This is a genomic window from Variovorax jilinensis, assembly GCF_030316885.1.
Taxonomy (GTDB): Bacteria; Pseudomonadota; Gammaproteobacteria; order Burkholderiales; family Burkholderiaceae_C; genus Variovorax; species Variovorax jilinensis.
Genome location: NZ_JASZYQ010000001.1, coordinates 60,420 through 85,327, shown reverse-complemented (window position 1 = coordinate 85,327; position 24,908 = coordinate 60,420). Strand labels below are relative to the sequence as shown.

The following is a 24,908-nucleotide window of genomic DNA, read 5'->3' as shown; positions in this document are numbered from 1 at the left end:
CTTCGACAGGCGCCGCCCCTTCATTTTCAGCAGAGGTTACTAGAGCACCCTGCAGTTACCGACCTCGCACCTGATCGCGATCGCGCGGCCGTCGCTGCAGGGCGCGCTGTAGGTCTCGAAGCCGGGGCCCTTGGCAGTGAGGCTTGCCAAGGGCTGGGCGGCGCACCCCCGGTTCTTGGCGAGCTTCTCGGCGTTGTAACTGTCCCGGCCGGTGGGCCTGGGTGCACGCACGTATGGAACCGGCGCAACTTGCGTGGGCGCGACGTTAGCCACAGGTGGCGGGCTGTACATGGCCCCCGGCTCGTTCGGTGCTGCGCATCCTGCAAGCAGGGCGATCGCGGCAAATGAAGCAATGATCATCCGCATCGTCTACTCCTCGTTGCTGGGCGCATCGTAGGGCAATCTGCGAAATCAAGCGAAGCCGGCAAGACGATGCTTGATGCGTGGCTGATGCTGCTGGAAATGATGCCGAGATGCACTGCGCTTGATGGGCACCGCTGGACTGGCGTGGGTTAGCCCGCCGGCCCAAGGTCCCGCCTGCTGGATGAGCGCCCGTCTTGCCGGTGGCATCCGCGAGGCTGCGAATTGGCCGACTGAGCGATGCACAACGGTCAACCCATCCCGGCGATCTGCGCCCCCGCATCAACCAGATTGCCATACCCACGGCATGAAACACGAGCTTGCAGCCCGAGCGCACGTCGTCGATGAGCTGCGCCGCATCGCCGACGACGACACGGTGGCTGACCCCGCCGCTGCAATCAGCGCCGTCCTGAAGGGCTGGAAGGTGCGTAAGGCTGGCGAAGGCGCTATACCTCGTGGGAAGCGGCCGCCGGGCGTGCGTTGCTTGGCCGCTCCCCTAAGGCCCTGGAATAAAGTTGGGGCGGTGAACGGCGCGGTGTTCCCCTGTGGGGTCGATCCGCCGGCGCCGGTCGCACGACCACGACCATCGAGAGGCCCAGGAGCCGCCCTACCTGATTTCGGCGGCGTTTCCCGCTCCAGTGGTGGGGGACGGCGTTTCGACGGCGAGAAACTCCGTGCGGATTTCTGGAATCGGCCAAATGCAGCCATTCGTATTGCTGCCTTCTTATGCGGCTATGTAAGCCAACCTCGGGCCTTCAGGCCGATCGGACATGCGGCGATCTGTTTGTTCATATGGGCAGATGGCCTATGGGCTGAGGTGTATTGCCGCTATCTGCAACAAGCTTGTCGAGGTCGACGCCTGAGAAAAGCATGACAGCTTTGTATGCTTCCATCAGCTTGTTGTGCATGGACTCCAAGTCTTGGATCATGATTGCGCACCCAGCCTCGGAGTTACGGCGGAGGTTGTGCCGCAAGTAGAAGGAATGCGCCAGGCGATTCCGAACTTTGAGCGCCTGAGAAAGCAACTCTTGAAACTGTAAGCCCGATGTATTGCTGAGGCCCAGCTTTTTAATTAGTTGCCCAAGAGTTTGCTTGTTGATCTGCCGGTATATCTCTGTCGCCTTTTCCGAGTCGGGACGTTCGAAAAGGCCAGCCTCAACACAGTGGTTTAGAAGAAGTACGTTCCCAAGCTCTGTTTCGAGAAGCTGCGCTGCCTCGGACGTTTCGCCGAACTTTCTGTACACATCATCCAAGGTTGGCATCGCGCTTCAAGCCGCCCAACGAACAAGCTCAGCGGGCGGCGAAGTCGTCGAACGGAGCGACCTGTTAGAGCTCACCCTCGCCTCCACTTAGAGCGGTCCGCAATCGTTCCAGTACATCACGAGACATCGTGACCGCCTGGTGGCTAACGATGGGCTCCGCACCATGAATGATCGAATTGCGCAGTGTGATCAATTCGCGCAGATGCGCGAATTGAACTTTGTCGATCCGCTCGTTTCGGAATAGGATCTCCGCCAATCTTGTGTTCGAAATGTGCCGCGGGCGACCACGGTCGATGGAAGCTGTTGCAGATTGCTGATAAGGAAAACCTGCTTCGTTCAGCAACGCCTCAATCTGGTTGTAATTCGTCAGAAATTCCTCAAGACTACCCTTGGTCTGTTCAGATCGCGAAGGGTCAACCTCGTCCTGAAGGCGCCGACTCGCGTTCTCAATACGTCGAGGGGATATTACGTCGAACACGAAGTAGGCCACAGCCAAGAGGCTCGTCACAAAGGCCGACTGACCCGTATTAATGATTGCAGCGTTCCCGAACGTAGGTCCCGCGGCCTCTCTCGCGATTGCCAAGTTCGAGAGAAAGATAGTCAGGAGCACCAACAGCGTGATGAAAGCGAGAAGCACGAAATACCTCGCCTTCAGTGCGTCCACAGCTTCTGCGAGCGTTTCATCTTCGAATTCCTCCCTGCTTAGCTCATTTCGGAAGAATATGAACCCTGTAAGCGTAAGACCATAGACGGCTGCGATGACTTGGCCGGTGGTAGAGAACAGATACAGGACCTGGTTCTCGTTCAGCTTCGTCGCCAGGGGACTGTGTCCAATAATCGAACTGACGATCGACAGCACCACGAACAGCGCGGTGAAGAGCCAGATGGCCGGAATTTCTTTCCAGTTGCGTGCCACGTGAGTTCTAACGTTTAAGTTCAACCGGCGCCGGAGGCAGTCGGCTGCGACGAAGGGTTAGCCGCCGTCGCGACTCTGACCGCCGACATCTACGACGCCAACCCACTGCGGGCGGAATTGAATGTTTGAGTTGAATAGTTCCGGCAGGTCTTCGAACGAGATCTTTCCTCCTTGGGCTCGCAACCTCTGCAAGGCAGCCGGTAGCTGCGGATAGAAGTTCTCGGCGAGACTTGGCCATCCACTATGGCCAGGTGCGCCCTTTGAGACGAAGTTCGGGCAGCGCAAGAGACAACGCCAAGGCAGTGTTTCTGGCTGCGAATGCAGGTGCGTGTAGTTCCTCGCGCCGTGCTTGGCGATGGCAGCTCGCACCACTCGGGAAGGCGTTACTGAGCAACCGAGCTGCTCTAGCTCTGGAGCGAGGTTGCAGTTCCAGTTGTATGGCTTTGTCGAATGGTTGTAGAAGCAATAGAGTGCCAGTGCTCTGTTTGCTCCGGCATAGGCATCCAGAATGTCAATCTGGAGAACTCCAGAAACCTCGTGCGCGAGCGAGGCATAGCGGCTTGAACTAACTTGGATCTTCTTCGCTTGCACAGCGTATCGCCGCCAGCCTAGGTATGAACTGCCTATCCAAAGTTCGAAGTCGCATCCTTTGGTTGACTCCTGTGCTCGAGTGTCTTCCAAGAACACACACGCTGGACCGGCCGATGCCAAAGCGTCGAGATTATTGGAGGTAATCGCATCCTCACCGAGGTGAATCCGGTTTCGACTAAACCTCTCTATTGAGCGCCAAGTCTTTCCGGCAAGCACTTCGAACAATTCGTACGGTTTCATGAAGGCTGACGTAATGAGACCGTAAAAAAACGCCCGGCCATTTCTGGCGGCGGCGGTCTAACTGGCGACGTGAGCGCGCGGAAAGTGGCTTGCAGCCTTTCTCTGTGGCACATGCGCTGCTTGCGAAATCCGCCCCTCCTGGGTTGCGCGCTACACCGTTTCTGGATATCAGGTCGGCGAGCGTATTAGTTACATACTATAACGTGCCCACTGGGCAGACTTATGTGCGATTGTCGCGAAATCGCGAGTTTTGCGGCAACCGCGAGATATGGGGCGTGAGGAGGTCGAGCGCTTTCTTGCCATGCTGGCCAACTCACGGCGCGTTGCAGCAGACGTGCACGACCTTGATCTGCGCTCATGTGCTGAAAGTCAACGCCTCAGGGACCTCCAGTCCATTGGGTGTTGAACTTGCCATCGGCTGGATGACGGCTTTGCGGCATTTATCGGGATGGCCGCTCAGGCCAATCCTGACGTTGCTGTGCTGATCCATCGCCCGGTAGCAGTCATCCAGTTGTGACCGCTTCCGTAGACGTTCGTCTTCCGCACAGGGAGAATGAGACCGCCGCCAGCAGAGGCAGCCCTCGGGCGGGTTTGGACTGAAACAAGAGGAGAAATAATTGGTATTGCCTGATGTTGAGCGAGCAGTGCTGGAGGACGCCCTTCTGCGGTTCGATGCTGACTTGCGGGCACTGCAAGAGTGGAGCCAATGGGAGACCAGCGCAGCTCAGAAGTTTGCTCTTGTCCACAAGGGACTTCGGTACCCACCCAAGAAGATCATCTCGATGGCGGCCGGTGTGCCGGTGGGCGGGTTTTCGGGCGGACGCCAATCGAACGAGTACCTAAAGAATCGTGGCTTCGAGACCGTCGCCATCGACCACGCGACAAGTGGACCACTGGAAGCCCCAAGGTTTGTGGTCGGCGAGATATATGACCGCTGGCCGGACATTAACGTTCCTTACGGCGGCAGTCGCCAGAGCGGCATTTCTCCTTCCAGTCAAGCGCCAGCGATATTCTTGTTCACCGGCGACTCGGGTGAGCAGTACGGTTATCGCGATGCCTTTGACGCCGACGGCGTGTTTTCGTATACCGGCGAGGGGCAGGTCGGTGACATGCAAGTCACCAAGGGCAACCTCTCTATCACCAACCATGCCCGGGACGGCCGCGCGCTCCATGTGTTCGAGTCCCTCGGGAAGGGCAAGGGCCAGAAATACGTTGGAGAGTTCACCTATGTGAACCACAGCTTCCAGCGCGGCCCAGACCGAGAAGGAAACGATCGGCAAGTCATCGTGTTCCATCTAGTTCCGATAGGCAGGGAGACCGATGACGTGCCCCCTAGTGAGGACGACGTGATCGACTCAGGTCCACCGGCTCTGGACCTAGCGGAAGCCCGCAAGCGAGCTCTATCGGCGTTTGGCGCCAATGAGGGGAGCGGTGGCAAGGAGGCTAAGAAGAAGCTGTATGTCCGCAGCAGACTCGTTAGGGTCTATGTGCTCCTCCGGTCGCGCGGCGAGTGCGAGTCCTGTCACGAGCCTGCGCCATTCAAGCGGGTCGATGGCAGCCCTTACCTGGAGCCGCACCATACAACTCGCGTATCGGATGGTGGTCTAGATCACCCCCGATTCGTTGGTGCGATCTGCCCGACCTGCCATCGCGAGATTCACCACGGCCTCGACGGCAAGCTACGCAATGCCGAGCTAACCGAGTACCTGGCCGAGATCGAGCCGCTCACCTGAAGCCCGAATGATGGCAGACAAGACGATTCGCGTTGCGGCGGCCGTGATCCGTCAAGGTGGGCGGTACCTGCTTGCCAAGCGACCGGCGCACAAGGCGCAGGGCGGGTTCTGGGAGTTTCCCGGTGGCAAGATTGAGCAGGGCGAGACAGCGCAAATGGCGCTCGCGCGGGAGCTCGTTGAGGAACTGGATGCCCGTAACGTGACTGTAGGTGCTCCTGTGGGCGCCTCCGTACACGACTACGGCAATTCGGTGGTCCAGATCGAGGCCTACTGGGTCACGTGCGATCACGCGTCGTTGCGGAACCTCGAGCACGAGAGCATTGAGTGGTTCGCACCGACCGCCTTCGATCAGATCGCGCTTGCGCCCGCAGACAAGTTTTTGCAGCCGCTGCTATTGGTCGACTAGCGGCAGCCTCAAACTTTGGCACGAAGTGCGGCGAGTCGCATCTTTGGTTCTAGCATGAAGATTCGCGTCGATAGCGTCGAGTACAGGTGCTGGCACGAGTTGGGCCACGCGACTGTTTGCTTGCATCTCGGCGGCGGGGTCGACTTCATCGAGCTGCTTGACGGCGACGTCCGTGGATACGCTCGCGCACGCTGCGTGGTCTTGCCAGAGATTGAGAGGCGTGTGGCGTGCGGCGGGTTTGCTGCCGAGTTCTATTTGTTGAGCAAAGACTACGCGGAGCGTGGGCACGGCGATAACCGGGACATCAGCCAGATAGTCTTTCACAACGCCACCCATGATCGGCAGGACTTCTGGGGACGCGAGCCCGGTAGTAGCTACGAATTCTCCGCGGAGGAAGATACGGAGTTCATGCATCACGCAATAGGGCCCGACGGCCTCAGAGGCGTGATCCCGATCTTCAATCGGTACTTCCCGCAGATGCAGCAACTGGTGCGTGAGCTTGGCGAAGCGGGAAGGGTCGAAGGCAAGCGTGTCAGGGAAGTGCTGCGAGTCGGCGCTTCCCGTTGAGCCGGGCGTGTCCGCACCTGGCCGACTCCGGCATTCGTGCCGCATTCGTCACGGAAGTTCTGCTACGTTGCGGGCGCTCGTTGAGCTTCTGTAGCGTGATCGAAGAGCCGCCGGTCGGCCTGCGCGGGGCCCTGAATGCCGGGCCATTGCAAAGGCTCGGCGGACTATCGCCGCCGTGCCCCCGGGAGACGGTGGTCTAGGAAAAGTCTTCGGGCTGGCTGAGTAAGACAAACGGCACCCAGAGGTGCCGCTTGCTGCCTGCAGGGCGAACGCATGTGCGGTGCAGTTCGTCTGGTCATTGGCATGCCCGTGAGGGGCTGGTGCAAAAGCCCGGTCACGCCGGACCCGCTAGCGATCATATGCCGTGGAATCCGATTCGGGTGACCTCGGCCAACCCACTGTCGGCACCCTCCCAGCGCACCTCTATGTCGTCTTCGTCGCTGATGGGTTCGTGGGGGCTCGCGCAACCCGCAGGGATAGGGGAGGCGGTCATGCCTTCAAATACTCATACACGCTGGCCCGGGAAATGCCGAGTGTCTGCGCGATGTCCACCTTCGGAACGCCCCGCGCAGCCATCTCCCGGAGCGTCCTGGCGGCGTCAGCGTCTAGCACTGGCTTGCGCCCCTTGTAGACCCCTCGAGCCTTGGCGATCGCAATCCCTTCGCGCTGGCGCTCTTTGATCAGCGACCGCTCGAACTGACCGATGGCGCCGAGCAACTGGAGCATCAGCATCGACATCGGGTCGCTGTCGTCCTTGGCGAAGGTGAGACGTTCCTTCATGAAGGTCACTGACACCCCCTTGTCGGTCAGTGCTTCCACCCCGTCCTGCAAGTCCTTCAAGGACCGTGAGAGGCGGTCCATGCTGTGCACGAACAGGTGGTCGCCTTCGCGTACGTAGTCGAGCATCGCCTGAAGTTGTGGCCGCTGGGTGTCTTTGCCGCTCGCCTTGTCCGTGAAGGTCTTGTCCAGCTCAACGCCATCCAGTTGCCGGGCGTCGTTCTGACTCACGCTGGAGACCCGAACGTAGCCGATGCTTTTTCCGGTGTGCCTTGCGGCGGTCTGGCGCTGTGAGTTCATGGGAGGGCAATTCCGTGCTTTGTACAGTTGAACTCTAAGAGGCATTGTGGAATATGTCAAACAATTCCAGAAATGATCCTAGATAGACACAACGGCGCATCGCCCACCATGTCTTATATGGGTGTACCTCAGTTGGACGCACCCCTCGATGCTCGGCGTCCGCGCGATACGCCCTGATACATTCCGGCCTTTCACATCCCTGTGAGCTCGTCGTGCTCGTGCTCTTGTGTCTCGTCGGATGGCAGGCGTACAGCCGATCCGATTCAGAACGCGACAGCGCGATGACGGGGACCGAGATGCCGTGGGCAAGTCCGCTCAAAACGGTGCGCCGGCGGTTAGCACGGGTTGGTAGATTTCCACCAAGCCCAACCATAAGGACTGCATGAAAAAAGAGCACCTCTTGCACATCAACGCTGACACGAAGACGCTGGAGCGCTGGCCCAAGCTGGCACTCGGCGACACCGCTGGCTTCAATGAAGCGTGGCTTCGCGACAGCTTGCAGGGCAACCCCGAAGTGATCCCCATCGATGAGATCGACCCGGCCTACGGCCCGCTCATCCCGGTCTGCACGGAGCTTGGCACACCGTCCGGCCGGATCGACAACGTCTTCATCAATCGGGAGGGACGCCTGACCCTGGTGGAATGCAAGCTCTGGCTCAATCCCGAGGCCCGCCGCAAGGTCGTCGCGCAGATCCTTGATTACGCGAAGCACCTGTCCAGCTGGTCGTACTCGCAGTTGGAGGCGCAAGTCAATGCGCGCTTGGGCAAGACGGGCAACACGCTATACGAGCTGGTGAAGGAACGCCAATCGGACCTGTCCGAGTCGGACTTCCACGATGCGACCACCCGGGCGTTGCGTCAGGGACGCTTCATGCTCTTGATCGCCGGCGACGGCATCCGCGAGGACGTCGAGGCAATCGGCGCCCTGATTAACCGCAACGCCGCGGCGGCATTCGCGTTTGGTATGTTCGAAGTCGCGATGTACCGGTTGCCCGACAAGTCTGTCGTCCTGCAACCGCGCGTCCTGGCCAAAACCAAGCTTATTGAGCGCACCGTCGTCATGGTGGAAAGGGCCGATGGGACGGCGGTCACCATCCAGGGTGCGGACATGGCGGATGAGGAACCTACCGGTGAGCCCAACGCCGCGAGCAAGGCGCACGCGAGCTCCCTTGGCTGGTGGCAGGGCATTCTGGACAAAGGCCTCAGCCATCCCGACCAACCCGCACTTCGCTACTACTGGCCACACAACGTGCGCACGCCGCTGCCCTGGCCGAACACATGGGTCACGGCCTACCGGGCATCCGAAGGCGGCAAGCCTGTTGTCGGAGTCATGCTGAGCGGGCGGGAGGAGCCCTTGGGCGAGGTGCTGCGCGCGCTCGACGAAGAGATGGCCCAAATCGTGCCGAACCTGCCAGACGGTACCCGGTTCGATCACCGCAAGTCCTTGCGTGTCGTCCGGCAGGTCGACAGCTTCGCGTCAGAGGCCGAGTGCAAGAACTGGGTGCTCGACGGCGTCAACGCCTTCGTCAACGAACTGCGGCCCCGAGTGAGGCGCTTGGTCGAGGGGTAGGCAGGCCGCCATCGACTCGTCGTTCAGAGCTTGTTCAGTAACTCCGGCGAACGCCGCGTCCCTCGATCGGCGAGTTGGGCTGGCTCGAGGCAAAAAGAATGATTCCGCCCAGCCGAACCGGCATGGTTGGCGCCAGTTGGCATCACACTTTCGGAGGCCCGTAGCACAGCTTGCTATCGGCGAAGTAAATCACGTCGCTCGTTAGCAGGCGCTCGATGAGCCGCTGTACCTTCTGTGGCGCCGGGGCGGGCCCGAACTTCGTTTGAATGTGACGCTTCAAGGCGGACAGGCTCCCGGGGCGGTTTGAAGCCTTGAACTCCTTCAGCAAGTCTCTATATATCGCAATGGGCAGCTTCTCCCCAGACTTCTTCTGCCCCGCGGGCATTGCCTTGGCCGCCGCCGGAGCTTCCTGACCTTTGGGGGACTTGGCGTCTGCTGCCACCTTCTTGGGCGCTCCTTCAGCCTTGCCATTCGTGACCGGTACAGACGGAGGTCTCTTCGATGGTGTGCTGGATGTCGGTGCCCCAATCGGGAGCGAGTTCATGCGCTCGACGGAAAAGGCGAGCGTTCGTGCATGCGCGATTGGGGGATCGTAGCCAGTGTCCTTCGCCAGAACCACAAACCGGCACTGGGGATGTTTGGCTGCTAGGTAGCCGAGGTAGAACACCAGATGAAAATCCAGCGAGTTCGAGCCAGTGCGCGAGATCGGAATAAGCGTCGATCGGGGGCTGTCGAGCTCAAAAACCGCCTTGCGTTTGAGTTGGTGCGGGCCGTAAAAGACCCATGCCTGTCCCGCGTCACCAATCCACGCCTCCACTTCCTTTGGGGATGGCTGAACGTTCTCTAGATCAACGAGCAAGTGGACGCTGGTCACCATGCTCAAGCGGTTCCGCGACAGCGCGGGTAGTCCGAGCAGCCCCAAAATTCCTGGCCCGCGCTGGCACCCTTTCTTGCTCTACGACGGACCATTGCCTGCGCGCACCTCGGGCAGTTCGGAGCGGATACCTCCGCCGCTTTCGGTGCCGAGGCGGTGACTCGTCCTGCATTGCCCTCAGTCGTAGAGTTAGCGCCGGCATCACCATTGGCCTGCTTAAGCAACCGCTGTAGCTGCGGACCATCGACCAGGCGAACGTTGCGCCCGCTGGCGAACTCTTCGGCCTCGGATGTGAATCGACCTGAGGTAACAACAAAGCCGCCAGCGGCCCCCTTGGCCGCCATGACTCCATATAGCTCTCGCACCACTGATACGCCGACTTTGAAGGCGCGCCATTGCTTGCATTGCACAAGGTACTGTTCGCCGTTCCTACGAAGGACCAGATCGATACCGTCGTCGGGGCCCGGCTTGAAGTTCTCTGCGACGCTGTAGCCCTGCAGGCGGAAACCCTCGCCCACGAGCATCTCGAATTCGCGCCAACTCATTCCGTCTAGGACGTCTGGGGCCGCGGAACGCGTCGCGCAGTCAATCAACGATCGACGTGTGCGGCGCCGCCAGGCGGAAATCACAGCACCCAAGAGGCAGAAGAGCGGCACGATGTACTGCCCTGCAGAAGCAAGGCCGCGCCACACGGCTCCGAACATCGCACCGCTTACGTCACCAGGCTTGAGTGCGACCAATGGCGCCGCCGCCATGCGATGAAGCACAAGGTAACCGACGATCGCCAAGACAACGCCCACGTACCAAGGGAGCAGCGCAACCATGTCGATAACGTCTTCAGCAGGGCTGGATTTCTTGCGGCGGGCCATCGGCGATTCTTGTAGTTCAGGCAATTCTGCCCGGAGAACACTTCGCTCCACATCGAACGGCACAGCCATTGGGCAATAATGCACAGCGGGCTGTGGGTTGCGTGCCACGGTGCTGGCGGTAGTGATTCGCCAAACTCGAGTTCCAATTCTCGGGCTCGGCGTGCAACGCTGGAAAGCGACCCGTTGCTGGCGTCTTCGCTCAGGCCCTCGGGTACACCGGTTTGTCAGCTCAATCGGCGTCCTTCTTCGGCATCCACACGACACGGGCCTTCTCTATTGAAGCGCCCTCGTCAGCAGTGATGCCGAAGGCTTCGCGCTCGCCCCTACGGATTTTTTCGTCGACCTCGGTGAGCTTCTTGAGAGATTCAACTCGGCTGGGCAGGCTGATGACGCGCTGGAGCAGGTCATTGCGCTTGTCTATGCCATTCTGGTCTGGCTCGCGCGTCACCTCGACGATCCGGGCGAGCATGTCAATTGCGACAGTCTGCGCCTCGATCTCATCGAGCATGGAGTCGCGCAAGCGAGAAAGCTTGGTCAAGCCCCTGCGGTGCCCGAGCACCACGTCAGCGGCCACACGTGCTGCAACTTTGATTTGCTGCTCTGTAGGGGTTGCATTGGAGTTTGCATTCGGAGTTGCATTACCGGGGACATCGGCCGCCGCGGCCTGTACGAGTATGTTGGCAGCACGGGAACGAACCTCACCGGCCTTGTCTTGGATCCACCCGTGCCTCTCAGCCCGGCGACCGATGGAAGACGGCTGCACGCCGTGCTCGGTGGCTAGTTGTTTGTTGGATTTCTGGCCAAGACGGTATTCGCGCTCGATGGCGTCCCAGTCAATATCGGAGCGGCGGGCCACTACGGGAGATCTGCGACGGGGCGCAGATCAGTGCGAGCGGCACCTAGAGCGAGGGCTGCGTCTGCCGTATCGAGGAGGACGTCAGGTAGGGTGTGATGCTTCATAGGCTCGATGGTCCCCGAACTTCCTGCCACCTCAAAACCCTACACGGGGTTGGAAAGGGAGGCTGCACTCCGCACGCTGCGGAAGACGATGCGGCGATACCCGCTTGCGCTTGTAGGGTGCGATCAAGTGCTACGCTAGCAATTGCTACCCGTTTGCTACCCGTTTGCTACCCGTTTGCCAAGTGGCTACGTTCTTTGCTACGGTTGTTCCGGCTCAGGCACGAAAGACAGCGTCGGGCCCGTCCAGACGACGCAGCGAGCTCGCCGTGTCAAGCGACATCAGGAACTGACCCCCCATGTGCCTCACACGCCGGAATCGCATCAGCTCTTCTTGGGGTGCATGTGCGCGCCAAACACCTGCTGGCTCCTGAAGCTATCAAGAACGCAGGTCACCGGAATCTGTCATCCGGCGTCACGCCGTACGCCTTGCTCCTGCCGATCAGGCCCCGCGCTCTTCAGGTAGTCGATCAAGTCAGCTCGCAGGTGGGGGGGCGTCCCAGTGCAGTCACGCACCATGTCCTCTCGTGCGGCTTTTCCGTCGCCATAGCGATCACATACTCGCATTGCAACCTCGATCAATGTCTGGGTGCTGTCATGCGCGTCCTTGAGGAACCCAATGATCTCGGGCTTGCTGGCCACCAGCATCGCGCGCTGGCCGGGTGTTAAGCGGCCGGCAGGCACTTTGAGGGTTGCGCCGTCCGGCGCAAGTCGCACAGAAATCCCGTCTGCCCAAAGCGCGGCCAGGATCGCTTGCGGTGGCATCACAGCTCCTCCTCCTGCGCCACGCCGGCATCTGCCTCCGAGAACCCATGCGAACTCTGCGATGTGCGCGAACTGTTAGGACCGGCAACGCCTTGCGGGGTTTCGTTCTGCTCGCGAAGTGTGCGAACCGAGCCCACGAGTCCCGAGCTGCGTTCGCACACTTCGCTGAACTCAGAATCGGGGCGATTGTCCGATTTCCCTCGCCCATTGTCACTGTTCGCTGAGTTCGCACAGTTCGCGCCCGTCAGCTGGTACGACTTGGTCGGGGTACCCGGCGAGCCTTTGGGGCGGGGGGTTTCCGTGACCACGAGGCGCGGCGGCGCCGCGAGCAACAATGCGTCGAGCGCAGCATCGATCAGGCTCTTCGATGAGTGGCGTCGAAAGCAATCGACGGTCAGCTCGGTTCGAGTCGCCCGGCCTCTGACGCGAAGAAAATCAATGATCTTCTGCGCCGCATCGTTGACTTCCGCTGCCTCAGATTCTTCGGTGGCGCTCGCGAATACGAACTTCACAGATTCGACCGAGTAGCGCACCCACGCCAGAGCGGCCTGAACGTGTGGTACGTCTACCGCGCTTTGCAGGTCGCACAGCGCGAACAGCATGGCCAAGCGCAGTAGCATCGGCGCACGGCGCTCCACCAATGATGAGATGCGCTCACCCGCACTGGTGTCGTTGAGCTCACCCATATAGAGCTTGCCGTACCGCTCTCGCGCCGGCGGCGTCAATTCCATGGACATGTGATCGCGATTGACCCATTCCCGCGCGCGGCAAAACTCCAGCACCTGGACCACACGGCGCGCCAGGGCATCAACGGTCTCCTGCGATGTTGGCGTGGGAAACGGAAGCATCTTGGTGCGCTCGGCCCAGATCATCAAGAAGCGATTGGCGAAGCCGTTAGTGAGTTCACGCGCTGCCATGAGGCTGCGCAGTTCACTGGGTGTCACGGCGCCGCTCAGGCAGACATGCGGGGCAGTTGCGGAAAGGCGATTTGCTTTCGTGGCCGGCTTGATGGAGACGCCGTCCCAAAGGTCGCGCAGGGCTGCTGACAACGTATTGCCCTCGCGCTTGCCTTGATGCAGCACGTTGGCGAACTCACTTTCGATCACCCACAATCGTTTGTCTTCCTCGGCAGGAACCTCATCTTTCCCATCCTTGTAGCCATCGTGGATCAGGAAGGCGAGACCCTCTCGGGTCGAAAGCCCACCACGATGGATTTTCGGCGCACCGTGCTCGGAGACCTCCTTCACGGCTTCGGCGATGCGGCCCACCAAAGAGACGGCATCTCCCTTGCGGCCACGACCGGATCGGCCGATGTGCAAGGTGAACTGTCGAGCGTGATGGCAGGTGTTCGCCACTGACATATACGGTCCGCGGCCTACTGCGCAGGACATGTAGGCGATGAAGTTGAGCGCGATCGCGAAGGGGTTAGCCTCAGTGGAGTGACTGCCTGCGCGGGCAACGTCTCCGACCAACCCGTAGAGGGCTGCTAAATCTGGCCTTGGTGCGTTGCGATGGTTATCGTCGTCGGCTCGGGGCACAGGTGGCATGTGAGCGTCGAGGATGGCTGCCTGCCGTTCGTAGGCCTCGCGGTTCATGCGCGCACCTCGTGGGCAATGGCCAGAATGCGTCCGGTCGCGACGAGAAGCCGCATGTGATCATCTTCGGTCAGCACCCCTCCCTGCGCGATGTTTCCTGCGACGGTGGCAATCAGAAGCGCCTCGAACTCCAGAATCTGAAGCGCTTGCCCGGCGGGAAGCAACCGAGAGCGCGTTCCCGGGCCAAACGCCGTGCCCGACGGCGGAAACAGGTCGGAAAGCTCCAAGCCGATGACGTCCACTACGGATGCAACGTCGCAGCCGCCAAAGCAGTGCATCAGGATACGGCCGTCCGGCAGTTCCTTGATGGAGAGCGATGGCCCGCGGTCCTGATGGGCAGGGCAGCGCGCGGACCACTGGCGGTTGCTGCGCTGGCGCACTTTGTCCAAGCGCGGAAGGATGCGCTCGATCGCACTCAAAGGAGGCCTCCGATCTGCAGGAGGTCTGAATGCTTGCCGACTCTTCGCTTTGGCCGTGAGATTTCCGGCGCTTTTATGGCGCCCTCGATGGGTAGGGTCTGTGTCGTTGCCTTCGCAATCTGCGAATCCAACCAGGACCGGATGGATTTCACAGACCACGCAGTGACGCCTGAAGAGATTTTCACCCCCGGTGGAAACGTGCCCGCCTGAATTTTTCGCCAGAGCGTCGGGGCACTGAATGGCAGGAGCACAGGGTCGTTGGGCCTTTTTGGGCTCCGGACGAGTTGAGATACCCGAACGAACGCACTGTCAGGCAGTGCGTCGAAACCAGAACGAATGAGTGGCAGCGGCTCTTGTGTGGCGACCGCTCGCGGTGGCTGCAGTGGAATTGCCGTCGCAACCGCGGTCAGAGGGGCGTTGGGGTTAAGTTGCATGTGTGTTGCCGGTTTGCGCAACACGTAGCCGGGCCAAAGGCTTCGCGTTGCGCGGTTGGAAATTTGCGCGCAACACGGATTTCATAACCCACTACCCCTTCGCCCAAAACCCTACGCGGGGTTTTGATTTGGACCTCGGTGACACGACATGCCTCCACCTGACAAAATTTCGTTTGGTATCAATGACTTAAGAAATGTCGCACGTACGCAACACATAGGTATGTATGGTGACTTACGGGGAATCGTTGCTTCCAGGCGCGCGGCAAGCGAGCTCACATCGGAGCTGCGCCGCGCTTGTCAAGTAGTCCGCCACTGCGGCAACATTTCTGTGCGTGCAGGAAGCAGCGTGCGTGCAAGCAACATCGAGCCGTCTGGACGATGGGCCAGACTTCGATCTACAGTTCCCGCCGATGTGCAATGACGCTCCATCGTCCATGACCACCGCGAAGAAGAAGACACTCCGCCCTCGACGCGAAATCCTGGCACGAGAAGGGGCGATCGAAGACTGGGATCTCAGCCTCTATGCGATGGCTCAAGGTGGCAAAGTGATCGAGGACCGCGGGCGGGAGGAACAGATCTACATGAGGGTTCGGGGTACGCTCACGGAGGCAGTCAATGGCGTCCTTGCGTTTGACTTCCAGATCACCGGCTCGATTTCTCCAACGACAGGCAGAGCTGAGATCCCATGCGTTGGCTCGATTATTGGCATGAAGCCCAAGCTGCAGGCAGGGATAGAGTTGTCATTGAGGCAGTTCGATACCCTGCTGTCGATCGCCCGCGCGGGGCGCCTGAAATCCTGCCACTTCAGCTTCCAGACACCGCGCTACGGCAGCGCCTTGATCGCCTCGGCCTCTTTCAGCACCTCGCCGCCGGAAGAATAGGTCGCAAGGCGCGCAATGACCCGACTATTGCCAGATTTGCGAGGCTTCCCATCCATCAGGGAAGCCGGCTGCACTGAGAGCGATCAGGGGCGTTTGGGGGAAGGTCAAGGCGTGCTCTTTAAGACGCAAATGCCATTCCGATGTAGGTTGAATTGTCCGCAGAAGGTAACGCATGCAGACCAGACTTCCATAGAGCTTGGCGCGCTGTTGGTGCATGTCATGGAGGTGATCTAACAGCGGCACCCGACCCTTGGACGGCAACTGCAGCTGGCCAGTGTTCGTTCGATTCCAAAGTCGGCCGTGGTGGGCCACCACGTTCCGGACGAAAGAAAAGTTTCGCAACCAAGAGGCCAAGATAGGGCCGTCTAGTCCCCCATATGCGCCGGCGATTTTTGCTTGATCGCGGCGCTGCAAACCTGCGAAGAACTTCGACATCAGACCGAAATCCCACAGTTCGATAGCGACCCAGATTGGCATGCGCCCACCATACTTTTGCCGGTGGTGCTTCACGAAATCCTCTCTGGATCGTTCACAAAGCTCGTGGAAGCGATCGATCCATTCATCGTGAGGTGAATCGCCCCCCGTGCGGGGCTTCAGTGTGAACCGCCCGTCCAGCACGGCAGGATCGAGGTGCGCCTCCGGGCTGTACGGTCCCAAGGTGTGGGCGATGGCGACGCGCACGGCGACCTCAATCGTCTCGACCGCATGCATCACAAGGACGCGCAGCGTCTTGTCGAATTCGGCAAGGTTCACCACCAATTGCAGCGTGGCGCCGTCTACAAAATCGTCAAGTCGGCCGGCTTCACCTCGCGGTTTGGTCTTCCGTATCGGGTAAAAATAGCCTGACAGCCGGTAGTAGCCGAAGCGCTTCAGCAACCGGACCGCATCCGCCATGTCGCCGACGCCCATGGAACGCTCCACGAGCCGATCGAGTTGCAATTCGTGAGTGAGGTGCGGCTTGAGTTGGACGTTGCCGGTCATGAATAATGCCGCGCAAAAGAGAAACCCCCCACATGACACACCGCGCTTGCGCCGGGGACAGAGGTGAGGGGCGTATTGCAGTCGATCATAGCGACTCAGGCCGGTTTGGCAACCACCCGCGTGCCAAATATGCCACGCGTCAATAGTGAAACGCTATGCCTCAGGCAGATCGATTGAGAGCAATCACATCCGCGCCGACGCGGAGCTTGTCCAGATAGTCGGCCCACCGCTGCATCATTTCCCGCCGGGCGGGCAAATGCGCGGTGCGGTTGTAGGCGCGGCCGTTTGGATCTTTCACTGTGTGAGCAAGCTGGTGCTCGATCAAGTCGGCGCGCTCGCCCAGCACCTCATCCATGATCGTGCGAGCCATCGCCCGGAAGCCGTGAGCCGTCATCACTTCCTTCGAGTAGCCCATGCCGCGCAACGCCGCGTTGATGGTGTTCTCGCTCATGCAGCGCTCGCCTGTGCGGATGCTCGGAAAAACGTACCGGCCATGCCCACTGAACGAATGCACCGCTCTGAGGATGTCCACCGCCTGCGACGACAGCGGCACGAGGTGCTCGACCTTCATCTTCATCTTCGCGGCCGGGATGCGCCACTCGGCTGCATCGAGGTCGATCTCGGCCCACTCGGCAGCGCGAAGCTCGCCAGGCCGAACAAACACGAGCGGCGACAGCTTCAGACCGGCCACAGCGCAAGGATGGCCGGCGTAGGCGTAGATCGACCGCATGAGCTGGCCGGCTTGCTTTGGCTCTGTGATGGCGGCGTAGTTGGTTTTCTCGATCGCGACCAGAGCGCCCCGTAGGTCGCTCGTCACGTCGCGCTCGGCAACACCCGTAGCGACGGCATACCGAAAAACCTGCGAACAGATCTGAACGGTCCGGTGGGCGCTTTCATGAATGCCGCGTGCCTCCATGCGACGGGCAACCTTGTCGAGGATGTCCTTGGCCTTGATGCTGGCGATCGCAAACCTACCGATGAACGGAAACACGTCCTTTTCGAGCCAGCTCGTCACCTTGGCCTGCGTGACCGCTGCTCGCTTGTTCGAGGTCTTGGCAAGCCACTCGCGAGCGACAGCTTCAAACGTGTTTGCCGCTGCATCGGCTCGCGCCTGCTTCTCTTCGCGCTTGGCAATCGCCGGATCGGTGCCGTCGGCGAGCTGCTCCCGCGCCCTGTCGCGGCGCTGCCGGGCTTTGGCGAGCGTCACGTCGGGATAGACCCCCAGCGCCAGCGTTTTGCGCTTGCCGTGGAAGCTGTAGTCCATCCGCCAGTACTTGCCTGGCGCTTTCACCAGAAGGTACATACCTCCGCCGTCAGCGTACTTGTCGCCGATCGCCTTTTCGGTCGGCTTCACCTGCCGAACAAACGTGTCTGTCAGTGCCATCCCCGCTCCTTGACGGTATCCCGTTGCCGGTACTTTCGGAGATACCGGCAAAAGTAACGGTATTTCTCTGAGATGGGATGTTACGCGGTGAGATGGCTTGAGGCAAAAAAAACCGACTACGCTGGGGAAACGTGCCGGTTTTGATGCTTGGTGAGACTCTTTGATCTCGGTATCTGGTCCCGCCGCCAGGAATCGAACCTGGATCTCAGCCTTCGGAGGGCCGAATTCTATCCGTTGAAATACAGCGAGATGGGGTGTCGCGCACGGGTCGCGAGCCCGCCATTATCGCTGATCCGCGGACGTGGGTTCGGGCCCGCCTGCGAAGCCCAGGCCGGACAGGTACACGCGGAAGGCCCGGCGGCCGGTGGCGACCAGGTCGAACTCGTCGGGATCGAGCAGCCAGTTCTGGATCAGTCCGCTGATGAGCGCATGCAGGCCGTGGGCTGCCGCGGCGGCCGGGATCGGCATGCGGCGCCGGGTACGGCGGGCCTCGGCCAGCATGGCACGCTCGAAGTCGACCACGCAGGCGTTGCGCGCCACCAGGTGCCGCTGCTGCACCGAGGCCATGTCGTGCGTGTATTCGACCTTGTGGGTCGCGATGTCGAACACCCTCCGCACCTGCGGGTCGCGGGTCATGAGCTTGAGCGCCTCGACCATCATGAGTTCGACGCCGTCGATCGAGGCGTCGGCACCCGCAGCCTCCTGCACCGCGGCCTCCATGGGCAGCTTGACGCGCTCCATCATGGCGTTGAAGAGCGCGGCCTTGTCCTTGAAGTGCCAGTAGATGGCACCACGCGTCGCGCCCGCCTGGTGCGCGATCTGCTGCAGGCTGGTCTGCGAGACGCCCTGCGCCTGGAACAGCAGCTCGGCCGCATCGAGCAGGCGGTTGCGTGTCTCCTGGGCTTCTTCCTTGGTGCGCCGGACCATGATGTCGTCTCCCCTTCTTAAAATCCTCTTGCCGGACAAGGTCGTCACTATACATGCATGAATGTATGTAAACTACGGCTCTTTTCCCGATAGTCAAGATCGCCGCATTGCTTTACACGCGCGCCGGCCTTCGTGCACCGTCCACCGTTCTCCCTTCAAAGGAATCACATGCCCGACCTGCATGTCTCGCGTCATTCGTCGTTCCCGCTGCGCGTTGCAGCCGTTGCGGCCGCCGCCTTCGTCCTGATCGGGCTCAGTGCCTGCGGCAAGGGCGAGGCGCCCAAGGCCGCCGGCGGCCCGCCGCCCGCGCCCGAAGTCGGCGTCGTGGTGGCGACGCCAGGCAATGTCGGCCTCGTGACCGAACTGCCGGGCCGGCTCGAGGCCACGCGCGTGGCCGAGGTACGCGCCCGTGCCGCAGGCATCCTGCAGCAGCGCGTGTTCCAGGAAGGCAGCGACGTCAAGGCCGGCCAGGTGCTGTTCCGCATCGACCCGGCTCCCTATGCCGCCAGCCTTTCCAGCGCCGAAGCCTCGCTCGCGCGCGCCGAAGCCAATGCGGTGCAGGCCAAGGCCCTTGCCGATCGCTACAAGCCGCTGGTGGACGCCAACGCGGTCAGCAAGCAGGAGTACCAGAACGCGGTGGCTGCAGCCAAGACCGCCGAGGCCGACGTCGCGGTCGGCCGCGCTGCCGTGCAGACGGCCAAGATCAACCTGGGCTACGCCACCGTGACCGCACCGATCTCGGGTCGCATCGGCCGCTCGCTGGTGACCGAGGGCGCACTGGTCGGCCAGGGCGACGCCACGGCGTTGGCCGTGATCCAGCAGATCAACCCGCTCTACGTCAACTTCACGCAATCGGCTACCGAGGTGCTGCGGCTGCGCCGCGCACTGCAGGACGGCCAGGTCAAGCGCGCCGCGGGCGACGAGGCCGCCAGCGTGCGCATCGTGCTCGAGGACGGCACCGAATACGCGCACCCCGGCCGGCTGCTGTTCTCGGACCTCACGGTCGACCAGACCACAGGCCAGATCACGCTGCGCGCCGAAGTGCCGAATCCCAAGGGCGACCTGCTGCCGGGCCTGTACGTGCGCGTGCGGCTCGAGCAGGCCCAGGCGACCAACGCCATCACCGTGCCGCAGCAGGCCGTGACCCGGACCCAGCAGGGCGACACGCTCACGGTGGTCGGTGCGGACGGCAAGCTCAGCAAGCGCACGGTGAAGATCAGCGCCGCGCAGAACAACCAGTGGGTGGTGCTCGAAGGTCTCAAGGCCGGCGAGCAGGTGATGGTCGACGGCTTCCAGAAGCTGCAGATGATGCCGCCGGGCACGCCCGTGAAGGCGGTGCCGTGGAAGGCGACGCAGGCCCCTGCCGCGGCACCGGCCGCATCGGCACCCGCCGCACCGGCCGCGGCCGCCAAGTAAGGAGCGCGCCCGCATGGCCAAGTTCTTCATCGATCGCCCGATCTTCGCGTGGGTGATCGCACTGTTCATCCTGGTGGTGGGCGGCGTGGCGATCACGCAGCTGCCGATCGCCCAGTACCCGCCGGTGGCACCGCCCGCCATCGTCATCAACGCCGTCTATCCGGGCGCCTCGGCGCAGACGCTCGAGGACAGCGTGCTGTCCGTGATCGAGCGCGAGATGAACGGCTCGCCGGGCCTGATCTACATGGAGTCGGTGGCGCAGGCCGACGGCACCGGCGCCATCACCATCAGCTTCGCGCCCGGCACCAACGCCGACCTGGCGCAGGTCGATGTCCAGAACCGGCTCTCGCGCGCCACGCCGCGGCTGCCCGCGGCGGTGACGCAGCAGGGCGTGCGGGTCGACAAGTCGCGCTCGAACTTCCTGCTGTTCACGATCCTCTCGTCGGACAACCCGGCCTACGATCCGACCGCGCTGGGCGACTACGCCTCCCGCAACGTCGTGCCCGAGCTGCAGCGCATCCCCGGCATCGGCCAGGCCCAGCTGTTCGGCACCGAGCGTGCGATGCGCATCTGGATCGATCCGGCCAAGATGCACGGCTTCAACCTGTCGTCGACCGACGTCACGAACGCGATCCGGGCCCAGAACGCCCAGGTGGCGTCGGGCACGATCGGCGACCTGCCCAACGTGGCGGGCCAGGCGATCGCAGCCACGGTGGTGGTCAACGGACAGCTCAGCAACGTCGAGCAGTTCGGCAACATCGTGCTGCGCGCCAACACCGACGGCTCGTCCGTCCGGCTGCGCGACGTCGCGCGGATCGAGCTCGGCGGCCAGAGCTACGCCACGTCGGCGCGCCTGAACGGCCAGCCCGCGGTCGGCATCGGCGTCCAGCTCGCGCCTTCGGGCAACGCGCTCGAAGCCGCCAAGCTGGTGCGCGCCAAGATGGAAGAGCTCTCTCGCTTCTTCCCGCCGGGCGTGAAATGGGACATCCCCTACGACAGCTCGCGCTTCGTGAAGATCTCGATCTCGCAGGTGGCCGAGACGCTGATCGAGGCCGTGGTGCTGGTGTTCCTCGTGATGTTCCTGTTCCTGCAGAACTGGCGCTACACGATCATCCCGACCATCGTGGTGCCGATCGCCCTGCTGGGCACCTTCGGTGTGCTGCTGGCCCTGGGCTTCTCGATCAACGTGCTGACCATGTTCGGCATGGTGCTGGTGATCGGCATCGTGGTGGACGATGCGATCGTGGTGGTCGAGAACGTCGAGCGCATCATGAGCGAGGAAGGGCTTCCACCGCTGGAAGCCACGCGCAAGGCCATGAAGCAGATCTCGGGCGCCATCATCGGCGTGACCGTGGTGCTGATCTCGGTGTTCGTGCCGCTGGCCTTCTTCGCCGGTTCCACCGGCAACATCTACCGCCAGTTCTCGGCCGTGATGGTGGCCTCGATCGGCTTCTCGGCCTTCATGGCGCTGTCGCTCACGCCGGCACTTTGCGCCACGCTGCTCAAGCCCATCGAGGCCGGCTCGCACCATGAGAAGAAGGGCTTCTTCGGCTGGTTCAACCGCGGCTTCTCGCGCACCGCGCGCGGCTACGAGACGCTGGTGTCGCGCATCCTGCGCCGCGCGGCGCGCTACCTCATCATCTACGTCGCGATCGTCGCCGCGGTGGTGTTTGCCTACCTGCGCGTGCCGAGCTCCTTCCTGCCGCAGGAGGACCAGGGCAACATCATCGTCAACGTGCAGCTGCCGCCGGGCGCGACCCAGGAGCGCACGCTCGACGTCATGAAGCAGGTCGAGGACTTCATCCTCAAGCAGCCCGAGGTGCAGAGCATGGTGGGTGTGCTGGGCTTCAGCTTCTCCGGCCAGGGGCAGAACGCGGGCCTCGCCTTCGTGACGCTCAAGGACTGGGACAAGCGCAAGGGCGAAGGCGAATCCGCCGCCGCCCTCGCCGGCCGCGCCTTCGGTGCGCTGTCGGGCGTGCGCGATGCCTTCATCTACCCGTTGAGCCCGCCGCCCATTCCCGAACTGGGCAATGCCAGCGGCGTGACCTTCCGGCTGCAGGACCGTGCCGGCCAGGGTCACGAGGCGCTGGTCAATGCGCGCAACCAGCTGCTGGGCATGGCCTCGCAGAGCAAGGTGCTGACATCGGTGCGCCCCGACGGCCTCGAGGACGCACCGCAGCTGCAGATCGACATCGACCGCGACAAGGCGAATGCGCTGGGCGTCACCTTCGACGCCATCAACGCGGCGCTGTCGACCGCGCTCGGCTCGAGCTACGTGAACGACTTCCCGAACCAGGGTCGCCTGCAGCGCGTGGTGGTGCAGGCCGATGCGCCGGCACGCATGCAGCCCGAGGACCTGCTCAAGCTCAACGCGGCGAACGCGCAGGGCAAGCCGGTTCCGCTCGGCACCTTCGCGACCACGCGCTGGGTCACGGGCGCGACGCAGACCGTGCGCTACAACGGCTACCCCGCGATGCGCATCAGCGCCGACGCGGCGCCGGGCTACAGCACCGGCGCCGCGATGGCCGAGATGGAGAAGCTCGCTTCGCAGCTCCCGGCCGGCTTCGGCTACGAATGGACCGGCCAGTCGCGCGAGGAAAAGCTCGCGGGTTCGCAGGCGATCGTGCTCTATTGCTTCGCGATCCTGGCGGTGTTCCTGTGCCTGGCCGCGCTCTACGAGAGCTGGTCGATCCCGCTCGCGGTGATCCTGGTGGTACCGCTGGGCGTGCTCGGCGTGCTGCTCGCGACCCTGTTCCGCGCCTACTCGAACGACGTCTACTTCCAGGTCGGACTGATCACGATCATCGGGCTGTCGGCGAAGAACGCGATCCTGATCATCGAGTTCGCGAAGGACCTGCAGGCCCAGGGCAAGGGAATCGTCGAATCGGCGCTCGCCGCCGCCCACCTGCGGTTCCGCCCGATCGTGATGACTTCGCTGGCCTTCGGCCTCGGCGTGCTGCCGCTGGTGCTGGCCTCGGGTGCCGGCTCGGCGAGCCAGCGCGCGATCGGCACCGGCGTGCTCGGCGGCATGGTGACGGGTACCGCGCTGGCGGTGTTCTTCGTGCCGGTGTTCTTCGTCGTGGTCCGCGGCATGTTCAAGGGCAGCGCGCGCCAGCGCGAAGCCGACAAGCGCCACGCGCAGGCCGCGGGCATCGAGGAAGACAAGCATGACTAAGCGATTCATCACCACGGCGCTGGCGGGCGCCGCCGCCCTGATGCTGGCGGGCTGCTCGCTGATCCCGACCTACGAACGGCCCGCGGCACCGGTGCCGGCCACCTTCCCGAACGCCGCGGCGGCGCCCGACAAGGGCCTGCCGCCGGCCGCGACCGTGGCCTGGCAGGACTACTTCACCGATCCGCGCCTGATCGGCCTGATCGAGACCGCGCTCGCCAACAACCGCGACCTGCAGGTCGCGATCCTCAACATCGAGCAGGCGCGCGCGCAGTTCCAGATCACGCGCGCGGCGCTGTTCCCGGCCGTCGACGCGAGCGCTGGCGGCACGCGCCAGCGGCCGTCGCTGCTCGGCAACGGCGTGTCGTCGACCTATTCGGTGGGGCTCGGCGTGACCGCCTGGGAGCTCGACTTCTTCGGCCGCGTCGCGAGCCTGAAGGAATCGGCGCTGGCCCAGTACCTGGCGACCGAGGAAGCCCGCAAGGCGACCCAGATCAGCCTGATCGCGGCCGTGGCCAACGGCTGGCTGGCGCTGCTCGGCGACGACGAGGCGCTCGAGATCACGCGCCAGACCATGGTCACTCGCGACGACTCGCTCAAGCTCACCAAGCTGCGCTTCGACAACGGCGTGTCGTCCGAGATCGACTACCGCTTCGCCGAGGCACAGGCCGAGACCGCGCGCGCCACCTATGCGCAGCAGCAGCGCATCCGCATGCAGGACGAGAACGCGCTGGCGCTGCTGATCGGCGCGCCGGTGCCGGCCTCGGCCACCGCGGGCAGCATCAAGGGCCTGCAGACGCTGGCGCCGATGCCCGAGCTGCCGGCCGGCCTGAGCTCGGACCTGATCGCCGAGCGGCCGGACATCCGCGCGGCCGAGCAGCAGCTGATCGCCGCCAACGCCAACATCGGCGCCGCGCGTGCGGCCTTCTTCCCGCGCGTGACGCTGACCGGCTCGGTCGGCACCGCGAGCAGCGAGTTCTCGGGGCTGTTCGACAGCGGCACCAAGGCCTGGTCCTTCGCGCCGCAGATCACGCTGCCGATCTTCAACGCGGGCGCCAACCAGGCCAACCTCGACTCGGCACGCGCCGGGCAGAAGATCGCCGTGGCGCAGTACGAGAAGTCGATCCAGTCGGCCTTCCGCGAGGTCGCCGACGCACTCGCCGGCCGTGCCACCTACGACGAGCAGCTGCGCGCGCTGGTGGCGCAGTCGAAGGCCGAGGAAGTGCGCTTCCAGCTGTCGGACATGCGTTACCGCGGCGGCGTTGCGAGCGGCCTCGACCTGCTGGACGCGCAGCGCTCGCTGTTCACCTCCCAGCTGGCCACCGCGCAGACGCGCCAGGCCCGGCTGCAGAACCAGGTCACGCTGTACAAGACGCTGGGCGGCGGCTGGGCGACGAAGTAGCAGCAGCAGCAGCAGCGGCCGGACCGCTGCCGCACCGTCCCGGGGCCGGCCCGGGGCGGTCCCTATAATCCGCGGTTGATTCGAAAAAGCCCCCCGAAGCGCCCCCGATA

At 62.6% G+C, this 24,908-nt stretch carries 22 protein-coding genes and 1 tRNA gene; 8 read left to right on the top strand and 15 right to left on the bottom strand.

Translation table 11 applies throughout. From position 1 onward, the window contains the following. Positions 1–39: 39 nt before the first annotated feature. The 4 genes from QTH87_RS26180 to QTH87_RS00450 all read right to left on the bottom strand — a co-directional run bounded on the left by QTH87_RS26180 (position 40) and on the right by QTH87_RS00450 (position 3,369). A complete protein-coding gene (locus QTH87_RS26180; protein WP_353506134.1) occupies positions 40–366 on the bottom strand; it encodes a hypothetical protein in 327 nt (108 codons plus the stop codon). A 782-nt stretch (positions 367–1,148) separates the two neighbouring features. After that, positions 1,149–1,622, bottom strand: a complete 474-nt coding sequence (locus QTH87_RS00460) for a hypothetical protein (RefSeq protein WP_286606069.1) — start codon at positions 1,620–1,622, stop codon at positions 1,149–1,151. A gap of 64 nt (positions 1,623–1,686) precedes the next feature. Continuing rightward, positions 1,687–2,538, bottom strand: coding sequence for a hypothetical protein (locus QTH87_RS00455; RefSeq protein ID WP_286606068.1), 852 nt, complete (start codon positions 2,536–2,538; stop codon positions 1,687–1,689). 57 nt (positions 2,539–2,595) lie between these two features. Then, complete coding sequence (locus QTH87_RS00450) at positions 2,596–3,369, bottom strand: DUF6615 family protein (RefSeq protein ID WP_286606067.1); 774 nt, start codon at positions 3,367–3,369, stop codon at positions 2,596–2,598. Between the two features lie 617 nt (positions 3,370–3,986). Between QTH87_RS00450 and QTH87_RS00445 the strand changes: the two genes are divergently transcribed. The 3 genes from QTH87_RS00445 to QTH87_RS00435 are packed head-to-tail and all read left to right on the top strand — an operon-like array spanning position 3,987 to position 6,075. Continuing rightward, a complete protein-coding gene (locus QTH87_RS00445; RefSeq protein WP_286606066.1) occupies positions 3,987–5,102 on the top strand; it encodes an HNH endonuclease in 1,116 nt (371 codons plus the stop codon). A 7-nt stretch (positions 5,103–5,109) separates the two neighbouring features. Further along, positions 5,110–5,508 (top strand): (deoxy)nucleoside triphosphate pyrophosphohydrolase, encoded by a 399-nt coding sequence (locus QTH87_RS00440; protein WP_286606065.1) that lies wholly within the window; start codon positions 5,110–5,112, stop codon positions 5,506–5,508. A gap of 54 nt (positions 5,509–5,562) precedes the next feature. Further along, positions 5,563–6,075, top strand: a complete 513-nt coding sequence (locus tag QTH87_RS00435) for a hypothetical protein (RefSeq protein ID WP_286606064.1) — start codon at positions 5,563–5,565, stop codon at positions 6,073–6,075. Between the two features lie 489 nt (positions 6,076–6,564). Here the strand turns inward: QTH87_RS00435 and QTH87_RS00430 are convergent, their stop codons facing one another. Further along, on the bottom strand, positions 6,565–7,152 hold the full coding sequence (locus tag QTH87_RS00430) for a recombinase family protein (RefSeq protein WP_286606063.1): 588 nt from the start codon (positions 7,150–7,152) through the stop codon (positions 6,565–6,567). A 382-nt stretch (positions 7,153–7,534) separates the two neighbouring features. On the opposite strand from QTH87_RS00430, the gene QTH87_RS00425 reads away from it, so the two are divergent. Further along, positions 7,535–8,722: a PDDEXK family nuclease gene (locus QTH87_RS00425; protein ID WP_286606062.1), complete on the top strand. Its 1,188-nt coding sequence runs from the start codon at positions 7,535–7,537 to the stop codon at positions 8,720–8,722. 142 nt (positions 8,723–8,864) lie between these two features. Here the strand turns inward: QTH87_RS00425 and QTH87_RS00420 are convergent, their stop codons facing one another. From QTH87_RS00420 to QTH87_RS00395, 6 genes are all read right to left on the bottom strand, one after another. Next, positions 8,865–9,599, bottom strand: coding sequence for a PIN domain-containing protein (locus tag QTH87_RS00420; RefSeq protein ID WP_286606061.1), 735 nt, complete (start codon positions 9,597–9,599; stop codon positions 8,865–8,867). Positions 9,600–9,601: 2 nt separating this feature from the next. After that, positions 9,602–10,465, bottom strand: coding sequence for a restriction endonuclease (locus QTH87_RS00415; protein WP_286606060.1), 864 nt, complete (start codon positions 10,463–10,465; stop codon positions 9,602–9,604). A gap of 229 nt (positions 10,466–10,694) precedes the next feature. Next, complete coding sequence (locus tag QTH87_RS00410) at positions 10,695–11,321, bottom strand: hypothetical protein (RefSeq protein WP_286606059.1); 627 nt, start codon at positions 11,319–11,321, stop codon at positions 10,695–10,697. A 506-nt stretch (positions 11,322–11,827) separates the two neighbouring features. After that, the gene (locus QTH87_RS00405) at positions 11,828–12,187 is read right to left on the bottom strand and encodes a hypothetical protein (protein ID WP_286606058.1); all 360 of its coding nucleotides are present in this window, start codon (positions 12,185–12,187) and stop codon (positions 11,828–11,830) included. Next, positions 12,187–13,782: a DUF3987 domain-containing protein gene (locus QTH87_RS00400; RefSeq protein ID WP_286606057.1), complete on the bottom strand. Its 1,596-nt coding sequence runs from the start codon at positions 13,780–13,782 to the stop codon at positions 12,187–12,189. Before QTH87_RS00400 ends, QTH87_RS00405 begins: the two co-directional genes overlap by 1 nt. After that, positions 13,779–14,201, bottom strand: a complete 423-nt coding sequence (locus QTH87_RS00395) for a hypothetical protein (RefSeq protein WP_286606056.1) — start codon at positions 14,199–14,201, stop codon at positions 13,779–13,781. The genes QTH87_RS00400 and QTH87_RS00395 overlap by 4 nt, the downstream gene beginning before the upstream one ends. An 868-nt stretch (positions 14,202–15,069) precedes the next feature. On the opposite strand from QTH87_RS00395, the gene QTH87_RS00390 reads away from it, so the two are divergent. Beyond that, positions 15,070–15,516, top strand: coding sequence for a hypothetical protein (locus tag QTH87_RS00390; RefSeq protein WP_286606055.1), 447 nt, complete (start codon positions 15,070–15,072; stop codon positions 15,514–15,516). A gap of 24 nt (positions 15,517–15,540) precedes the next feature. On the opposite strand, the gene QTH87_RS00385 is transcribed toward QTH87_RS00390, so the two are convergent. From QTH87_RS00385 to QTH87_RS00370, 4 genes are all read right to left on the bottom strand, one after another. Further along, positions 15,541–16,497 carry an Abi family protein gene (locus tag QTH87_RS00385; RefSeq protein ID WP_286606054.1) on the bottom strand — a complete coding sequence of 319 codons (957 nt, stop codon included), beginning with the start codon at positions 16,495–16,497 and terminating at the stop codon, positions 15,541–15,543. Positions 16,498–16,657: 160 nt separating this feature from the next. Further along, positions 16,658–17,881: a tyrosine-type recombinase/integrase gene (locus QTH87_RS00380; RefSeq protein ID WP_286606053.1), complete on the bottom strand. Its 1,224-nt coding sequence runs from the start codon at positions 17,879–17,881 to the stop codon at positions 16,658–16,660. A 174-nt stretch (positions 17,882–18,055) separates the two neighbouring features. Then, a tRNA-Arg gene (locus tag QTH87_RS00375) sits at positions 18,056–18,130 on the bottom strand. 33 nt (positions 18,131–18,163) lie between these two features. Then, positions 18,164–18,808 carry a TetR family transcriptional regulator gene (locus tag QTH87_RS00370; protein WP_286606052.1) on the bottom strand — a complete coding sequence of 215 codons (645 nt, stop codon included), beginning with the start codon at positions 18,806–18,808 and terminating at the stop codon, positions 18,164–18,166. A gap of 168 nt (positions 18,809–18,976) precedes the next feature. Here QTH87_RS00370 and QTH87_RS00365 point away from each other — a divergent pair, with 168 nt between their 5' ends. Genes QTH87_RS00365 through QTH87_RS00355 form a run of 3 tightly spaced genes read left to right on the top strand, consistent with a single transcriptional unit; the run spans position 18,977 to position 24,798 of the window. Beyond that, positions 18,977–20,224 (top strand): efflux RND transporter periplasmic adaptor subunit, encoded by a 1,248-nt coding sequence (locus QTH87_RS00365; protein WP_286606051.1) that lies wholly within the window; start codon positions 18,977–18,979, stop codon positions 20,222–20,224. A 13-nt stretch (positions 20,225–20,237) separates the two neighbouring features. Further along, positions 20,238–23,399 carry an efflux RND transporter permease subunit gene (locus QTH87_RS00360; RefSeq protein WP_286606050.1) on the top strand — a complete coding sequence of 1,054 codons (3,162 nt, stop codon included), beginning with the start codon at positions 20,238–20,240 and terminating at the stop codon, positions 23,397–23,399. Further along, a complete protein-coding gene (locus QTH87_RS00355; RefSeq protein WP_286606049.1) occupies positions 23,392–24,798 on the top strand; it encodes an efflux transporter outer membrane subunit in 1,407 nt (468 codons plus the stop codon). Before QTH87_RS00360 ends, QTH87_RS00355 begins: the two co-directional genes overlap by 8 nt. The last annotated feature ends 110 nt before the right edge of the window (positions 24,799–24,908 follow it).

Excerpts from the sequence above, each read along its gene's own strand:
- QTH87_RS26180 (WP_353506134.1), bottom strand. The coding sequence starts at position 366 with ATGCGGATGATCATTGCTTCATTTGCCGCGATCGCCCTGCTTGCAGGA.
- QTH87_RS00400 (WP_286606057.1), bottom strand. The coding sequence starts at position 13,782 with ATGAACCGCGAGGCCTACGAACGGCAGGCAGCCATCCTCGACGCTCAC.
- QTH87_RS00435 (WP_286606064.1), top strand. The coding sequence starts at position 5,563 with ATGAAGATTCGCGTCGATAGCGTCGAGTACAGGTGCTGGCACGAGTTG.
- QTH87_RS00360 (WP_286606050.1), top strand. The coding sequence starts at position 20,238 with ATGGCCAAGTTCTTCATCGATCGCCCGATCTTCGCGTGGGTGATCGCA.
- QTH87_RS00460 (WP_286606069.1), bottom strand. The coding sequence starts at position 1,622 with ATGCCAACCTTGGATGATGTGTACAGAAAGTTCGGCGAAACGTCCGAG.
- QTH87_RS00405 (WP_286606058.1), bottom strand. The coding sequence starts at position 12,187 with ATGCCACCGCAAGCGATCCTGGCCGCGCTTTGGGCAGACGGGATTTCT.
- QTH87_RS00370 (WP_286606052.1), bottom strand. The coding sequence starts at position 18,808 with ATGGTCCGGCGCACCAAGGAAGAAGCCCAGGAGACACGCAACCGCCTG.
- QTH87_RS00390 (WP_286606055.1), top strand. The coding sequence starts at position 15,070 with ATGACCACCGCGAAGAAGAAGACACTCCGCCCTCGACGCGAAATCCTG.
- QTH87_RS00415 (WP_286606060.1), bottom strand. The coding sequence starts at position 10,465 with ATGGCCCGCCGCAAGAAATCCAGCCCTGCTGAAGACGTTATCGACATG.
- QTH87_RS00430 (WP_286606063.1), bottom strand. The coding sequence starts at position 7,152 with ATGAACTCACAGCGCCAGACCGCCGCAAGGCACACCGGAAAAAGCATC.
- QTH87_RS00420 (WP_286606061.1), bottom strand. The coding sequence starts at position 9,599 with ATGGTGACCAGCGTCCACTTGCTCGTTGATCTAGAGAACGTTCAGCCA.
- QTH87_RS00355 (WP_286606049.1), top strand. The coding sequence starts at position 23,392 with ATGACTAAGCGATTCATCACCACGGCGCTGGCGGGCGCCGCCGCCCTG.
- QTH87_RS00365 (WP_286606051.1), top strand. The coding sequence starts at position 18,977 with ATGCCCGACCTGCATGTCTCGCGTCATTCGTCGTTCCCGCTGCGCGTT.
- QTH87_RS00450 (WP_286606067.1), bottom strand. The coding sequence starts at position 3,369 with ATGAAACCGTACGAATTGTTCGAAGTGCTTGCCGGAAAGACTTGGCGC.
- QTH87_RS00440 (WP_286606065.1), top strand. The coding sequence starts at position 5,110 with ATGATGGCAGACAAGACGATTCGCGTTGCGGCGGCCGTGATCCGTCAA.
- QTH87_RS00425 (WP_286606062.1), top strand. The coding sequence starts at position 7,535 with ATGAAAAAAGAGCACCTCTTGCACATCAACGCTGACACGAAGACGCTG.
- QTH87_RS00380 (WP_286606053.1), bottom strand. The coding sequence starts at position 17,881 with ATGGCACTGACAGACACGTTTGTTCGGCAGGTGAAGCCGACCGAAAAG.
- QTH87_RS00385 (WP_286606054.1), bottom strand. The coding sequence starts at position 16,497 with ATGACCGGCAACGTCCAACTCAAGCCGCACCTCACTCACGAATTGCAA.